The organism is Pseudomonas sp. SCT (genome assembly GCF_003864275.1).
Lineage (GTDB): Bacteria > Pseudomonadota > Gammaproteobacteria > Pseudomonadales > Pseudomonadaceae > Stutzerimonas > Stutzerimonas stutzeri_AE.
Genome location: NZ_BDJA01000004.1, coordinates 342620 through 357239 on the forward strand (window position 1 = coordinate 342620; position 14620 = coordinate 357239).

The window sequence follows — 14620 nt, forward strand, 5'->3', positions numbered from 1 at the left end:
ATGGCGGCCCTGCTGCAACGCACCCTCGACACCATCACTCGCAATCAGTCAGAACTGCTCAGCAGCTGGAAGTCCGACCTGCAGAATCTGGGCGGCTATCACAACGTCAAACCGGAAGAACTGGCCCAGCAGACCGTTGATCTGATCCGCCAGCTGATCAGCGGAACGGCAGACGGCTCGGCCGACATCAACGGCCCGGCCTGGGACGGCATGCGCCTGTATCTGGAAAAGCTTTCGCGCAGCCGCGCGCTGCTCGGCATGGATTCGCAACAGACCGCCGGCTTCATCTTCGCCATCAAGCGTCCGCTGATGACCCTGCTGCAGAGCGAATACGCCAACGAGCCGGCGGTATTCGCCGAGCAGCTGTGGGCGGTGTCCGAGCTGATCGACAGCCTCGGACTGTACACCGTGCGCACCTTCCAAAAGTCCCGCGAAGAGGTGATCAAGCGCCAGCAGGAAGAGCTGCTGGAGCTGTCGACCCCGGTGGTCAAGCTGTGGGACGGCGTACTCGCCCTGCCGATGATCGGCACCCTCGACTCGCAGCGCACCCAAGTGGTGATGGAGTCGCTGCTGCAGCGCATCGTCGATACCGGATCGGAAATCGCCATCATCGATATCACCGGCGTGCCGACGGTCGACACCCTGGTCGCCCAGCACCTGCTGAAGACGGTCACCGCGATTCGCCTGATGGGCGCCGACTGCATCATCAGCGGTGTACGCCCGCAGATCGCGCAAACCATCGTGCACCTTGGCCTGGACCTGCAGGGTATCGTCACCAAGGCCAACCTGGCTGATGCTCTCGCCCTGGCCCTGCGCCGTTCGGGCCTCACCGTGACGAAGGCCGTCTAATGGATCGCATACCCATTCTGCGGATGGGCGAGTTTCTGCTCGTCACCATCCAGGTCGACATGCACGACCAGCTGGCGCTGACCCTGCAGGACGACCTGGCCGAGCGCATCAGTGCGACCTCGGCAAAGGCCGTGCTGATCGACATTTCCGCGCTGGACATGGTCGACTCCTTTATCGGCCGCATGATCGGCACCATCTCCGGCCTCTCGCGGATCATGGATGCCGAGACTGTGGTAGTCGGCATGCAGCCAGCCGTGGCGATCACCCTGGTCGAGCTCGGTCTCGAGCTGCCCGGGGTCAGCACCGCGCTGAACGTCGAGCGCGGCATGCAGTTGCTGCGTGCCCGCGTGGCCGCGCAATGATCGTGCGCAGCAGCGGCAGCCAGCCGGTGCGCCTCGAACAGGACGTCGTGCTGGCGCGGCAGACCGTGCGCAAGCTGACTCAGGAATGCGCGATGCGCCTGATCGACCAGACCAAGCTGGTCACCGCAGTCAGCGAGCTGGCGCGTAACACCGTGGTCTACGGGGGCGGTGGCGACATGGACTGGCAGCTGATCGAGGACGGCACCCGCGTCGGCGTGCGCCTGACCTTCCGCGACGAGGGCCCGGGCATCGCCGACATCAAGCTGGCCATGACCGATGGCTGGACGTCGGGCAGCGGGCTTGGCCTCGGCCTGACGGGGGCCAAGCGGCTGGTCGACGAGTTCGAACTCGACAGCACGGTCGGCGTGGGCACCCGTATCACCATCACGCGGTGGACATGAACGTTCAGGGAAGCGTCACCCAGGTCCTGCTGATCGAAGACAACAGCCAGATCGGTCATGCGCGCCGGTTCGCCCAGCGCCTGGCCGAGCAACACGGCTTCGATGAAACCGATGCCGGGCGGGTCGCCCTGCTGGTCACCGAGCTGGCGAGCAACGTGCTCAAGCATGCCGGACGCGGTGAGCTGCATCTGCGCGCGGTTCAGGGCCAGGATGGCGTCGGGGTCGAGATCATCGCAGTGGATCGCGGGCCCGGCTTCGATCTCAATCAATGCCTGGCCGACGGCTATTCAACCTGTGGCACCCAGGGCATCGGTCTCGGTGCCCTGGCACGGCAGGCCCAGGTGTTCGATGCCTATGCCGATGCCCGCGGCTCGGTTGTGCTGGCCCAGCTGTTCCCACGCACGGTGCAACCACCGCGGTGGCGCTACGGCGTCAGCCAGCAGCCGTTTCCTGGTGAAAGCGCATGTGGCGACGACTGGCGCCTGGCCTTCGACGAGCAACGCTGCAGTGTGCTGGTGATCGATGGCATCGGCCACGGAGAGCTTGCGCAACAGGCGGCACGCACCGGTGCAACCGCCTTTGGCGAGAATCCATTCGCTTCACCGTCCGCGCTGTTCGACAGCATGCACCGCGCCATGAATGGCAGCCGTGGTGGCGCTGCGGCTATTGCGCAGTTCGACAGCCAGCGGCAGGCACTCAGTTTCGCCGGCATCGGTAATATCGGCGCCAGTCTGATCGGCAACGACGGCTCACGCGGCCTGGCTTCGCACCCTGGCATCGTCGGCGTGCGCTTTCGCAAAGCGCATGTCTTCGACTACCCGCGGGGCGATGCGCTGCTGCTGGTGCTATACAGCGACGGACTGCAGTCGCGCTGGAATCTGCGCGACTATCCCGGCCTGGTACACCGACATCCGGCCATCATCGCCACGCTGTTGCAGCGCGACTTCTGCCGCGGCCGCGACGACGTGACCGTACTGGCTCTCAACCTGGAGGCCGCTCGTGGCTGACCCTATGCTCCCGGAAACCGGCGATGCAGCCCGCATCGAACTGTTGCGTCAGGAAAACGAGTTGCTGCGTGCCGAGCTCGAGGAAACCAACCAGGGCGTGCTGGCGCTCTATGCCGAGCTCGACACCCAGGCCGATCAGCTGCGCCAGGCTTCGGAACTGAAAAGCCGTTTCCTGTCGTACATGAGCCACGAGTTCCGCACGCCACTGGGATCCATACTCAGCATCACCCGTCTGCTCAGCGACGAGCTGGACGGCCCGCTGAGCCCGGAGCAGCACAAGCAGGTGCGCTTCGTCAGCTCGGCCGCCAGCGAGCTGAGCGAGATGGTCGACGATCTGCTCGATCTGGCGAAGATCGAGGCCGGTCGCGTGAGCATTTCGCCGGCCTGGTTCGACATGCTCGACCTGTTCTCGGCATTGCGCGGGATGTTTCGCCCGATCGTCGAGGGCTCGCCGGTGGACCTTATCTTCGAGGAACCGGTAGGCCTGCCGCGCTTCTACACAGACGACAAGAAGCTCGCGCAGATCCTGCGTAACTTCATCTCCAATGCCCTGAAATTCACTCCGCAGGGCGAAGTGCGCGTGTCGGCGCGAATGGAGAATCCGCAGCAGGTGCGGTTCGCCGTCAGCGACACCGGCATCGGCATCGCCGCCGAACTGCACGACCGCCTCTTTGAAGATTTCGCCCAGGTCGACTCGCCGCTGCAGAAGCGCCTGCGTGGTACCGGCCTTGGCCTGGCGCTGTGCAAACGCTTTGCCGAATTGCTCGGCGGTCGGGTCGGCGTGGAAAGCACGCCGGGCAAGGGTTCCGAGTTCTATGTGATCATCCCGTTTGCCATCCAGGCGGAGGAGCCCGATGGAGCGTGACAGCCGTCTGCTGATCGTCGATGACAACGCGACCACGCGCTACGCGATGCGCCGGGTGCTGGAGCGCCACGGCTATCAGGTACTGGAAGCAGGTACCGGCAGCGAAGGCTTGGCGCTGGTCGCCGGTGCCGATGCGCTGATCCTCGACGTCAACCTGCCGGACATGAGCGGCTTCGACATCGCCCGCCAACTGCGCGCCGATCCGAACACCGCGCTGCTGCCGCTGATTCATGTCTCTGCCGCCTCCATCGAGACCAACGACATCATTACCGGCCTCGATGCCGGCGGCGATGCCTACCTGATCCACCCGGTCGATCCCGATGTGCTGCTGGCGACCCTGCGCACACTGCTGCGGGTACGTGACACCGAGCGTGCCTTGCGCGACAGCGAAGCGCGCTTCCGCGAGATTTTCATCCACGTTGCCGCTCCCATCGCCGTGCTCGACGCCGATCTGGGGCTACACGAATGCAATCACGCGTTCGAACTGCTGATCGGCGCTGCCAGCCCTGCCGCCGCGCTGTTGAGCGAAGTCTTCGCACCCGGCCAGGAAGCGCTGGTCGCCGAACTGCGCGCGCATCTGCAAGCCGGCGAGCGCTGGCGCACGCCGCTGCAGATGCGGGTCAATGGCGAAACGCGTGAAACCGAATGGCAGATATCCCCTTACCGCACGCCGGGTCTCGGGCTGGTATTCGTCGAGGACGTGACTGAGCAACGCCACCGCGAGCGCGCCCAGCGTCAGGAAATCGCCAATACCACGAGCAAGCTCGCTCATGAAGTGGCCGAGCGCGCGCGCACCGAGGAGCAGCTGCTGCAGGCGCAGAAGATGGACGCCCTGGGCAAGCTCACCGGTGGTATCGCCCACGATTTCAACAACCTGCTCACCGGCATCATCACCGGTATCGAGCTGATGAAGCAGCGCATCATCGAAGGTCGCGCCGACAGCGTACTGCGATTCGCCGATGCCTCGCTCAGCTCGGCGCGCAGTGCAGCGTCGCTGACCAACCGCCTGCTGGCATTCGCCCGCAAACAGCCGCTGGATGCCCGCGCACTGAACATCAACGAGCGCATCCGTTCGCTGGAAGATCTGTTGCGCCGCACGATTGGCGAGCGCATCACGCTCACCTTCGATTTCACCGACGAGCCCGCCGTCGCCCGTGTGGACGTCAGCCAGTTCGAAAGTGCGCTGCTCAACCTGGTGATCAACGCGCGTGACGCGCTGCCTGAAGGCGGACATATCCGCATCAGCACGTTCCTCTCGGATGGCAGCCAGACGCAGGAGCTGGCCGCTGGCCGCTATATCGGTCTATGCGTGGGCGATGACGGTACGGGCATCGAGCCGGGCGTTCTGGATAAGGTGTTCGACCCCTTTTTCACTACGAAGCCGCAAGGGCGCGGTACCGGACTCGGGCTGTCGAGCATCTACGGCTTCGCCTTGCAATCGGGGGGCGATGCGAGCATTCGCAGCACGCTCGGTGTCGGCACCGAAGTCACCCTGCTGCTACCCGCCGCCAGCGGCGAGGCAATAGTCGCGTCGCCCATCGGGGCTGACTCGTCGGCCCGCCTGGCGGGCCATGAGCATGTGCTGGTGGTTGAAGACATGCCCAGCGTGCGCATGCTGGTCGCGGAAACGCTGATCGAGGCGGGTTATCGCTGCAGCCAGGCGGGCGATGTTGAAACGGCCCAGGCGCTGCTGGAGGCCGACACCTCGATCGAGCTGCTGCTCACCGATGTCGGACTGCCTCGCCTCTCCGGGCGGCAACTTGCGCAATGGGCACGCCGGGCCAGGCCGGGGCTGCCGGTGATTCTCATCACCGGCTATGCGGAAAACGCCGCCAGCCGCGAAGGCTTTATCGACGAGCGCATGGACCTCGTGCTCAAGCCGTTCGAAGCCGCTGACCTGCTGAGCAAGATCCGCGGCCTGCTCGACGAAGCCTGATGTTGTCGAGCGGCCATCCGCCGCCGTATCTCGACCTGCGCTTGGCGCATTTCGCGCCGGGCAACAAAAAACCCGCCGAAGCGGGTTCTTTCTGACCATTCCGAATCCTTCCGGCTGCCTTCCTGGCGTGGTCGATCATCCTGATCCTGAGCGCGTCCTGCACATCAGAGTGGGGCTAGATTAATCACATCGATGCAGACGCTAAAGAGCCGAAAACTGGGATTCTTGTAAGCCTTTTGCCATAGCGACGTCAGACACCGTTCCGGACATCGGCTAGCTGGTGCGGCGGAGTCGCCGGTGGGGTACTCCGCGCTTGGGCTTGTATTTCGGCAAGCCGTGTTCCAGATGCTGATACTTATTTCAAGCTATCTGAATAATTGCCGCACCAACTCAATAGCATTGATAAATAACAGTTAATTAAGCTCGACCGTCTGAGAAAACAGATTCACAGCTGTTTAATCTTGAGAAAAGTCTGTACATATAATTATATGCGCGTATATTCGCCCCACTGCTTCGCAATTAACACTTCGACACCCGGCATGATGTTTCTCTGTTTCATCTCCTCGGTTCGTTTTGATTCTCGCTTCTCAGTCTCGGCCCTGAATGCTTCAGCGCTGCAGCCTTAAAAACACCCTGGAGATACTCATGTCTACTCGTCAAAATGGCACAGTTAAGTGGTTCAACGATGAAAAAGGTTTCGGCTTTATTACGCCGGCCAATGGTAGCGAAGATCTTTTCGTCCATTATCGTTCAATCGAAAGCACAGGCTTCAAAAGCCTGAGCGAAGGCCAAGCGGTTTCTTTCATGGCTACCAAAGGCCAGAAAGGAATGCAGGCCGATCAGGTTCAAGTCTGCTAAGACGCCTGATATAAAAAAGCCCCGCTTCGGCGGGGCTTTTTTTCGTCCGTGATAAAAGGCACGGCGATGGGTTCGGCTGATTGAAAGGATGATAAGTGGCCGATCAACAGTGGGAACTGGACAAGCCCAGCCGCGCTTACGCACGTGACACGGCCAAAAAGCAAAAACCCGCCGAAGCGGGTTTTTTCTGACCTTTCCGAAGTCCCTTCGAGTGCCGTCCTGGCAATGGTCGATCTTCCTGATCCTGAGCGCTTCCTGCGCTTCAGAGTGGGTGTAGATTAACTACATGCCGCGCTTGGCAGAAGTGGAGAACGTCGCACCGCCTTGTAAGCCTTTCGCTACACCTATGCACCACGATGCCCTTGCGCACTGGCTATCGGCTCTTCAGCAGCGCCGGGACCCCTGCAGTAGAGCCATCGACAGCCATTCGCGTAGATTTTTCCTGGCACCCGATCCCCCGACGAGGGACCGGCAGGATGAAGGTCCGGCTGAGGGCGTATTAGTCCTTGTTGAGATCAACCAACGGGGCCTTGCGTGTCTCCGTATCGCGCCCGGCCTGCAACGCTTCGATCCGTTTGCGTGCCTTGTCCACTGCGGCGCTGTCGACCAGCAGTTCATAGTTCACCCGGAAGTGCTTCTGCTCGCCCGGCTCGATCGTCGGCACCAGCCCGAGCGGCCGCTGATAACGGCGGTTGTAGGAATAGCTGGTACCCGGCTCCAGCCCGGTCACGTAGCCCTGCCGCTCGGTATCGGTGTTTTTCCATAGCGAGAACACCGGCAGCTCGCCAGTATTGAAGCCGACGCTGACGCCCAGGCTGCCTGCACGATTATGCAGCATGGTCAGGGTCTCACCTTGCGCGTCCGCGTAAGGCACCACGTTGAACACCGTCTCGTCGTAGTCCCTGGTCGGCCCGCGGTAGCGCTGCCAGTCACCCAGCTCCTTCGCCGCCCGGGGGTTGAAGGGTGAGACCTGTTTAACCGGCGCAACGAAGCGCGCACCCTCCTCCAGCAGCGGCGTACCGAAATTGGTGTGGTACAGCGCCTGGTACTCCTTGGCGTAATCACCCTGATTGGTCAGCGTGTCGTGCAGCGAGAAACCCGCGCGGCCCGGCTCGGTGCTGAGTTCGGTGAGAACCGCGAAATCGAGCTTCTTGAAGGCCTTTTCCTGCAACTCGCCCCGTAGGCGAATGGCATAGGGCGGTTTTTCGTCGATCTGCAGCACCACGCGCGAGGCCGGAATGTTGGCCGCACGGCCATGCAGCGTGAGCAGTTCGCCGTTGTCCTCACCGGGATGGCCGACCCATTCGAAGCCACAACGGGTGACCAGCTCGTTGAAACCTTCCAGCCAGCCCAGACCGCCGCGCCCGTTGAGTTCGATGAAGGCCGGGTTGACCACCTCGTCGACCGGAGAATCCCAGCCCAGGCGCACCTCTCCCGCTACAGCCTCCAGCACGTTCATGCCGCGCGTGGGGACAACGGTAATTTGCATCGTGCCGTTATCGATTTCGATCAGGCTGACCCCTTCCTGACGACCGCCGTGCAACGTACGCATGCTGACCGAGAACGGCATCGGCGAATCGATGCCCAGCTCCTCGCTGGTGACACGCCAGTTTTGCGCAGGTTTGTCGTGGTCGATCAGCACCTGTTCCCAGGCCATGGCCGGAGTGGCCAGGCAAACGCCCAGGCCCAAAAGAAGCTGCAAACGTTTCATGGAGATTCCCTTTGTTGTTATGAGCTCCTGCACAAGGTAGCTGAAACGTTTCATCTAGCAAGCCAAAGCGCTTCTCGATGACGAAAGGTGGTTACGGGCATGGACGCCAAGATGAGGGTCAGGCGCTACGCCTTGGTGTAACGGCTCGGCTGCCAGTAGCCGGTGAGCAGCGGCAACGCGGGACCACGCCAGCCGCGCTGGCGAAGCTGGCGGGCGATCAACGCATTCATGACCCTGTGCCCCATCAGCAGCACGCTTTCATTGGTCTCGGCCAGTCCGATCAAGCGATCTGCCGCTGCGCTGGCACGCCTGGTGGACTCCCGAATGTGCTCGGTATGGCTGGCAAAGCCGAGGAACCAGGCCGAACGAAACGCCAGGCGCCAGAACCGTGAAGGCAACAACGGCAAACCCCAGTCCGGATACGGCAGGTGCGGCTCGGCGAACAGCGGATCAGGCAGCTCGCAGCAGTCGCATTCCAGATACGCGCGCGATTCGATGCAGCGCTGCAGGGAGCTGCAGACCACGATGCCAACAGAGCCGGCCAGCGCGACCAGACGGTCCGGGCGCTCGGCAGCGACGACAGCGGCAGCGTTGTAGCGCTCGACCCAGGTCTTCATGCCTCTGGGCGTGCTCCAACGCGCGGCGCCATGGTCGGGTCTGCCGTGCCGCACGAGAATGATCTGCATGAGTGTCAACCGAATAGGAAACGAGCTGGCCATGCGGGCTTGCTTCCGCTACGGCTCGGAGAGGATGTTGGCAGGAGAATTTGAAATGAATCGCCCCGGCAAACAGCCGGGGCGAGGCCATCACTTGTCCAGCTCGTCCTGCTTTTCCAGGAACTCTTCTTCGAGCATCGCATCCTTGACGGCCTGCGGCTGCTCGTCGAGCAGCGGATCGTTCAGCTCTCCACTGGACAGCACGCGGGTGTCCAGCTTGCCCACCAGATGCTCCAGCGCATGCTGCATCTTGTCCGCTGCGCCGTCGACCGCAAGCTGCAGCGACTCGGCCTTGTGCGTCACCGACACGGCCTGATGCCCCTTGGGCCGCGCCTCGATCTGGCAACGCTTGTCATCGGCGCCGGCCTTCTGCGCGTTCTCGTCGCTGATATGGACCTCGACCCGAGTAAGGAAATCGTCGAAGCGCTCGAGCCGATCCTCTACGGTCGTACCGACCCACTCGTGCAGCTCGACGCTGCCGGGAATATGGTTGCTATTGACCTGAACATGCATACGACTACTCCTGATAGATGACGTACCTACTAGGGTTCGAGGCGTGCGCGCCGACGAGGTTCAGCTGCTTCGTCCGGTTGCCGGACTTGGCGAGTCGACTGGCTGGTCGCCAGGGACGCGTCTAAGTCCTTCATTCCTGCATCAGCGCGCGATAGCGCTGCTGGTATTGATCGTATGGAAGGTTCTCGTTCATCAGCTGCTTGAGTTGATGCTGCAGATAGGCATCTTTGCTCAGCGGCGCATCGACAGTCTTCTCTGCAACGACACCGAGGCTCTGGGCTCCGCTGGGAAACAGTTGATGGGTCAGTTCCGCGATCTTGTCCTCGGCGCTGATGAATTTGTCTGGTCGGCCGCTGCCCCAGCGAGCGTCATACTCGGCCTGACCGACCTGGCGGCCATTTTCATAGACACGAATGTCGGCATAGCTCATATACAACAGCAGGTCCCAACGCCACGTACCGGTATAGGTCGTACTTAACGGACAACGAGTCGGGCTGCTGCCCGCGGCAAGCTGACGGGTCTTGAAGCCCTTGTCCCGAAGAAGTTGCTGATAGGTGGTATTGAAGCCAGCACGGAGCCCGACAGCCGGTATCGTGCAGATCTCGGGCGCGAGCTCAGCCGATAGATTGGCGGGAGTGACGGTCTGCTTGATACTGCAGCCGGTCATGAAAAGCATGGCGAAAAGTACGGGCAGCGGCGCGGCGCGCATGTTGACGTCCTGTCTAGAAAGCAAAGAGACGGCATTGTGCCATCAAGCGGCCTGACGAGTCGTGTCGGTTCGCTTGCTGGCCAGGTCCGCTCGCCCGCCGAGGAACCAGCCCACCGCCCCCCACACTGCTGCGCATATGGCACCGACCAGGGCAACCAGCCAGGCGCCATGCCCGAGGCTGTCGAGCAGGCTCTTGGCCCAGCCGCTCAAGGCATCGCCGCCGCGGTAGACCACCGTATCGATGAAGTTCTTCGCCTTGTACTTGCTCTCGGCATCCAACGGCGCGAAGAGCATTTCCCGACCGGGGCGAACGAAGGCGTACTCACCGATGCGGCGGACGATCATCAGCGCGGCCAGTACGGCAAAGGTCGGTGCCAGTGCCAAGCCGATGAAGCCCAGGCAGACCAGCGCCGGCACCGCGGCGAGCAGCACACGGACACCCAAGCGCTGGGCGACCCGGCCGGTGATGAACAGCTGGGATAACAGCGCGCCGGCCTGCACCACGAAATCGATCGCACCAAACACGCGTACCTGCTCGGCGCGATCAGGAAACAGCTCAGCCACCAGCCGTGCCTGCTCGAAGTAGAGAAAGGTACTCGCGGTGGTCAGCAGCAGCACGAATGCGGCTACGCCAAGCAGGTAGCCCGAGCCCAGCACGCGGGTCAGGCCACTGAATGGATTGCCGGCAACCGGGCGGTTCGGACTTTCCGCATGCTCGGCACCGGGCCGCCCGGCACCCAGCAGTTCGCGCCACGCCATCAGGTAGTGCTTGATCGCCACCGCGACGGCCAGCAGCAGCGCGGCCAGCAGCATCAGCCCGAACTGCCCGAGTACGCCCACCAGCAAGGCACTCAGCGCTGGACCGACCAGCCCGCCCACGCTGGCGCCGGCCGCGATGAAAGCGAACAGCCGGCGTGCCTGGGGCGCGTCAAACACGTCGGCCATCAGGCTCCAGGCCACCGACACCACGAACAGGTTGTAGACCGATATCCACACGTAGAACACGCGCGCCAGCCAGATGCTGTCGCGCAGCAGGAAGAACAATCCGGCAAAAAACAGCAGGTTGAGGCAGAAGAAGCCGTAGACCCAGTCGATGTAATGGATACGCGCCACGCGAGAGTTGAGCCAGGCGAACAGAGGCACCGCCACCAGCATGGCGAAGAAGGTCGCGGTGAACAGCCACTGCAGGTTCTCGACGCCGCCCTGAATGCCCATCGACTCGCGAATCGGCCGCAGCATGAAATAGCCGGCAAACAGGCAGAAGAACAGGCCGAAACCGGCCAGCGCCGCGCGCAGTTCGCCGGGACGGGCATTGATCAGGGCGGCGGCGCGTGTGGCTAGCGATGCGAGCATGCGCCCTCCAACAGCTGACTAGAGGTCAGGCTCAGCGGAACGCTTCGACGATCAGTTGCCGCTGGCGCTGATCCGGCAGCCGGCCTTGCCCCGCTAGAAGGTTGTCGGCCATGTAGCGCGGGTTCGAGGTGGCTGGAATGACCGCCGTCACCGCCGGCTCGGCGAGGATGAACTTGAGCAGCAGCTGCGCCCATGAGCTGGCATCGATCTCCGCAGCCCAGGCCGGCAGCGGCTTGTCCTTGACGCGGGAGAGCAGGTTGCCACGGGTGAACGGCCGGTTGATCAGCGTGGCGATGCCGTTGTCGGCACAGTACGGCAGCAACTGTTTCTCGGCGTTGCGCTCGCTGACCGAGTAGTTGAACTGGACGAAATCGACCGGCTCCTGCTTCAGCGTTTCCAGCAGACGGTCATGGGCGGACTCCAGATAATGCGTCACGCCGATGTAGCGCACCCGCCCTTCCTGCTTGAGTTCACGCAGCAGGCCGAGCTGGGTGCTGGTGTCCTGCAGGTTGTGCACCTGGATCAGGTCGATGGTGTCGGTCTGCAGTGCCTGGAAGCTCGCCTCGATCTGCGCCATGCCGCGCTCACGCCCGGTCGACGATACCTTGCTGGCAAGAAAGACCTTGTCGCGCTGGCTGTGACGCTTGACCAACTCGCCGACGACACGCTCGGCATTACCGTAGCTCGGCGCGGTGTCGATCAGCGAGGCACCGCCCTCGACCAGCACGCGCAACACCTCGAGCAGGCGCTCCATCTGCGGGTCGTCCAGGCTCGTGTTGTGGGTGATCGAGGTGCCAAGTCCGATGACCGGAAGCGCCTCACCACTGCTGGGGATAGTTCTCCTCAGCACGCCCTGCGCGGCAAAGCTGAGCGCCGGCAACAACGGACCGAGCGCCGCAATGGCCATGCAGACGGCCGAACCTTGCAGAAACTGACGACGGCGATACATGGGCGTCCTCCTGTAACCAAGTCGATGGGCAGCCTAACGGCATGAGCCCAACGAGTATGGCCCTGGCTGCAGCAATCGGTTGCGGGCGCGACGGCTAACCCTTTTCCTGATGTTGCTGACATGGGGCGCGGCAGGCTGCATGTGTACTCGACTGCGCTGCGCAGTGGCGTCGCGTCCTCCAGCCCCTACTTTCGTACAGCAACCATTGAGGCATGGTCACGCCGGCTGACACTCGCTACGGTCTTCTTTCCTGCGGCAAGGCGCCAGACGGTATTGCTGCACTGCCGGTCGCTGCCGATAGCTCTTCTATCCGATAGACCACGCGCGACGCTGCGCTACCCGCCGACCAGCATGAGAGTGATGACCATGTCCCTGTTTTCCCGTCTCAAGGCCGGCACCGGTGCCGGCGAAGGTGTTCTCGGTCTGCACGTCAGTGCTCGGCAGCTGGCAGCAGAATTGGCCGGGCTCCGCTTCGAGCCGACCTATATCGCCGGCTTCGTCTCACCCCATGTCGACATCGATTCGGTGGCCCAGCAGCTGCGGCAGCGTTTTCCGCGCGCGACGATAAGTTTGTGCAGTACCGCCGGCGAGCTTTCGAGCGAGAGTCGCCAGCTGTATTGCGCCACCAGCGGGCAGTGGGATGGCGTGGTGCTACAGCTGTTCGATGCGAGCGTCATCGCGGCGGCCGAGATCATCCTGGTGCCGCTGGAGTGCGAGGACATTCGCGGGCAGGGCCAACGGCTATCCATGGGCGAACGCATCGCGCGCCTGACCGCCTCGATCAAACGCGTGCAGGTGTCGATGAAGATCGACTATCGCGACACCCTGGCGAACATCTTCTTCGACGGCCTGTCCGCATCGGAATCATTCTTCATGGAGGCGCTGTACGAATCCGGGCGGTTCCCCTGCCTGTTCGTCGGCGGCTCGGCCGGTGGCAAGCTGGATTTCCAGAAAACCCAGCTGCATGACGGCAAGCGCAGCTACCAGAACCATGCGCTGATCGTCTTCCTCAAGTGCGCACGCGATGTGCGCTTCGGCGTGTTCAAGAGTCAGAACTTCGAGCCGACGGCGCTGAGCCTGAACGTGCTCAGCGCCTCCCTGGAAGACCGCTACATCAGCCAGGTGGTCGACGCCCGCGGCAACATTCGCACGATGGTGCAGGCCCTCTGCGAGGCGCTCAAGTGTGCGCCACAGGAGCTCGAGCAACGGCTGGCCGACTACTCGTTCGCCATCCGCGTCGGCCAGGAGGTGTTTGTTCGTTCGATCTCGCAGATCGACTTCGCCAACGAGCGCGTGCACCTGTTCTGCGATGTCGCGCCGGGGGAGGAGCTGATCATGGTCAAGCGCACGCCGCTGGCCGAAACCACCCGCCGTGACTATCAGCAGTTCATGCGCAACAAGCCCGGCAAGCCGCTGGTGGGCATCCTCAACGACTGCATCCTGCGCCGGCTGAACAACGAGCAAGCACTGGGCGGCATGGACCCAGTGTTCGATGACGTGCCGGTGGCTGGTTACTCGACCTTCGGCGAGATCCTCGGCCTCAATCTCAACCAGACGCTGACCGCGGTGTTCTTCTTCCGCACCAACGGCAAGGACGACTTCCACGACGAATACACCGACAACTTCATCGCCTACCACGGTGAGTTCAAGGCGTTCTTCCTGCGCCGGCAGATCAAGAAGCTCACCGGCCTGAGCCAGGTGGTGGTCAAGCAGATCGAGCAGTTTAAGCGCCAGGACTACAGCAGCGCGGTGGACATCAACGGCCTCGACGAACACATCCGCCCGGTGTTCCGTGGTTTGGCCGACCTTGGCCAGGTGCTGTCCCAGGCCGACCATGAACGGCAGTCCATGTCCGAGCAGCTGAGCCAGTGCGCCAACGAGCTGCACGGCTCGATGGACGACCTGACGCTGAACATCAACCAGCAGGGCACCGTCATCGAACAGGCCGGCAGCTCGGTCAAGCAGATGGTCCATCAGGCCGACGAGGTGGTCAGCAGCGCCCGCGATCTGGCGCAGTCAAGCCAGCGCATCCAGTCGGTGGTGCAGACCATCCAGCAGATCGCCGGGCAGACCAATCTGCTGGCACTCAATGCGGCTATCGAGGCTGCGCGTGCAGGCGAGATGGGCCGCGGCTTTGCGGTGGTCGCCGACGAAGTGCGCAAACTGGCCGAGATCACCGGCAAGAACGCCGAGGAAATCGGCACCGATATCGACCGCCTGGCCAGCGAGATTCGGGCGGTGGCGCAACACATCGAGACCCAGTCGGCCGGTGTCGGCTCGCTGACCGGACTGCTCGATGCGCTGGAAAATTCGAGCAACCTCACCGCCGGCACCTCACGCCAGACCAAGGGCGTCGCTGACCGACTGATCGGCCTGACCGCACGCTGAGAC

General features: G+C 62.8%; 14 protein-coding genes. 8 read left to right on the plus strand and 6 right to left on the minus strand.

Features of this window, described 5'->3' with window-relative positions:
* From BHD08_RS12770 to BHD08_RS12800, 7 genes are all read left to right on the plus strand, one after another.
* Positions 1–849, plus strand: a complete 849-nt coding sequence (locus BHD08_RS12770; RefSeq protein ID WP_015278622.1) for an STAS domain-containing protein — start codon at positions 1–3, stop codon at positions 847–849.
* Entirely contained in the window at positions 849–1211 is a 363-nt protein-coding gene (locus BHD08_RS12775; protein ID WP_015278623.1) for an STAS domain-containing protein, read from the plus strand. The genes BHD08_RS12770 and BHD08_RS12775 overlap by 1 nt, the downstream gene beginning before the upstream one ends.
* Positions 1208–1612, plus strand: a complete 405-nt coding sequence (locus BHD08_RS12780; protein ID WP_015278624.1) for an ATP-binding protein — start codon at positions 1208–1210, stop codon at positions 1610–1612. The genes BHD08_RS12775 and BHD08_RS12780 overlap by 4 nt, the downstream gene beginning before the upstream one ends.
* The gene (locus BHD08_RS12785; protein ID WP_125022679.1) at positions 1609–2619 is read left to right on the plus strand and encodes an ATP-binding protein; all 1011 of its coding nucleotides are present in this window, start codon (positions 1609–1611) and stop codon (positions 2617–2619) included. Before BHD08_RS12780 ends, BHD08_RS12785 begins: the two co-directional genes overlap by 4 nt.
* Positions 2612–3484, plus strand: coding sequence for a sensor histidine kinase KdpD (locus BHD08_RS12790; RefSeq protein ID WP_015278626.1), 873 nt, complete (start codon positions 2612–2614; stop codon positions 3482–3484). The genes BHD08_RS12785 and BHD08_RS12790 overlap by 8 nt, the downstream gene beginning before the upstream one ends.
* Positions 3474–5420 (plus strand): response regulator, encoded by a 1947-nt coding sequence (locus BHD08_RS12795; protein ID WP_015278627.1) that lies wholly within the window; start codon positions 3474–3476, stop codon positions 5418–5420. The genes BHD08_RS12790 and BHD08_RS12795 overlap by 11 nt, the downstream gene beginning before the upstream one ends.
* 645 nt (positions 5421–6065) lie before the next feature.
* Entirely contained in the window at positions 6066–6278 is a 213-nt protein-coding gene (locus tag BHD08_RS12800; protein WP_015278628.1) for a cold-shock protein, read from the plus strand.
* Positions 6279–6777: 499 nt separating this feature from the next.
* On the opposite strand, the gene BHD08_RS12805 is transcribed toward BHD08_RS12800, so the two are convergent.
* The 6 genes from BHD08_RS12805 to BHD08_RS12830 form a co-directional block, all read right to left on the minus strand.
* The gene (locus BHD08_RS12805) at positions 6778–7989 is read right to left on the minus strand and encodes an aldose 1-epimerase family protein (RefSeq protein ID WP_015278629.1); all 1212 of its coding nucleotides are present in this window, start codon (positions 7987–7989) and stop codon (positions 6778–6780) included.
* Between the two features lie 125 nt (positions 7990–8114).
* Positions 8115–8675, minus strand: a complete 561-nt coding sequence (locus BHD08_RS12810) for a phosphoglycerate mutase family protein (protein ID WP_125022681.1) — start codon at positions 8673–8675, stop codon at positions 8115–8117.
* Between the two features lie 120 nt (positions 8676–8795).
* Positions 8796–9218: an HPF/RaiA family ribosome-associated protein gene (locus tag BHD08_RS12815; RefSeq protein ID WP_125022683.1), complete on the minus strand. Its 423-nt coding sequence runs from the start codon at positions 9216–9218 to the stop codon at positions 8796–8798.
* Between the two features lie 130 nt (positions 9219–9348).
* Positions 9349–9927 carry an Sbal_3080 family lipoprotein gene (locus tag BHD08_RS12820; protein ID WP_015278632.1) on the minus strand — a complete coding sequence of 193 codons (579 nt, stop codon included), beginning with the start codon at positions 9925–9927 and terminating at the stop codon, positions 9349–9351.
* 42 nt (positions 9928–9969) lie between these two features.
* Positions 9970–11280 carry an NTP/NDP exchange transporter gene (locus BHD08_RS12825; RefSeq protein ID WP_015278633.1) on the minus strand — a complete coding sequence of 437 codons (1311 nt, stop codon included), beginning with the start codon at positions 11278–11280 and terminating at the stop codon, positions 9970–9972.
* Between the two features lie 31 nt (positions 11281–11311).
* Positions 11312–12229, minus strand: a complete 918-nt coding sequence (locus tag BHD08_RS12830) for an aldo/keto reductase (RefSeq protein WP_015278634.1) — start codon at positions 12227–12229, stop codon at positions 11312–11314.
* 366 nt (positions 12230–12595) lie between these two features.
* On the opposite strand from BHD08_RS12830, the gene BHD08_RS12835 reads away from it, so the two are divergent.
* The gene (locus BHD08_RS12835) at positions 12596–14617 is read left to right on the plus strand and encodes an FIST N-terminal domain-containing protein (protein WP_015278635.1); all 2022 of its coding nucleotides are present in this window, start codon (positions 12596–12598) and stop codon (positions 14615–14617) included.
* The last annotated feature ends 3 nt before the right edge of the window (positions 14618–14620 follow it).

Excerpts from the sequence above, each read along its gene's own strand:
- BHD08_RS12770 (WP_015278622.1), top strand. The coding sequence starts at position 1 with ATGGCGGCCCTGCTGCAACGCACCCTCGACACCATCACTCGCAATCAG.
- BHD08_RS12775 (WP_015278623.1), top strand. The coding sequence starts at position 849 with ATGGATCGCATACCCATTCTGCGGATGGGCGAGTTTCTGCTCGTCACC.
- BHD08_RS12780 (WP_015278624.1), top strand. The coding sequence starts at position 1,208 with ATGATCGTGCGCAGCAGCGGCAGCCAGCCGGTGCGCCTCGAACAGGAC.
- BHD08_RS12785 (WP_125022679.1), top strand. The coding sequence starts at position 1,609 with ATGAACGTTCAGGGAAGCGTCACCCAGGTCCTGCTGATCGAAGACAAC.
- BHD08_RS12795 (WP_015278627.1), top strand. The coding sequence starts at position 3,474 with ATGGAGCGTGACAGCCGTCTGCTGATCGTCGATGACAACGCGACCACG.
- BHD08_RS12800 (WP_015278628.1), top strand. The coding sequence starts at position 6,066 with ATGTCTACTCGTCAAAATGGCACAGTTAAGTGGTTCAACGATGAAAAA.
- BHD08_RS12805 (WP_015278629.1), bottom strand. The coding sequence starts at position 7,989 with ATGAAACGTTTGCAGCTTCTTTTGGGCCTGGGCGTTTGCCTGGCCACT.
- BHD08_RS12810 (WP_125022681.1), bottom strand. The coding sequence starts at position 8,675 with ATGCAGATCATTCTCGTGCGGCACGGCAGACCCGACCATGGCGCCGCG.
- BHD08_RS12815 (WP_125022683.1), bottom strand. The coding sequence starts at position 9,218 with ATGCATGTTCAGGTCAATAGCAACCATATTCCCGGCAGCGTCGAGCTG.
- BHD08_RS12820 (WP_015278632.1), bottom strand. The coding sequence starts at position 9,927 with ATGCGCGCCGCGCCGCTGCCCGTACTTTTCGCCATGCTTTTCATGACC.
- BHD08_RS12825 (WP_015278633.1), bottom strand. The coding sequence starts at position 11,280 with ATGCTCGCATCGCTAGCCACACGCGCCGCCGCCCTGATCAATGCCCGT.
- BHD08_RS12830 (WP_015278634.1), bottom strand. The coding sequence starts at position 12,229 with ATGTATCGCCGTCGTCAGTTTCTGCAAGGTTCGGCCGTCTGCATGGCC.
- BHD08_RS12835 (WP_015278635.1), top strand. The coding sequence starts at position 12,596 with ATGTCCCTGTTTTCCCGTCTCAAGGCCGGCACCGGTGCCGGCGAAGGT.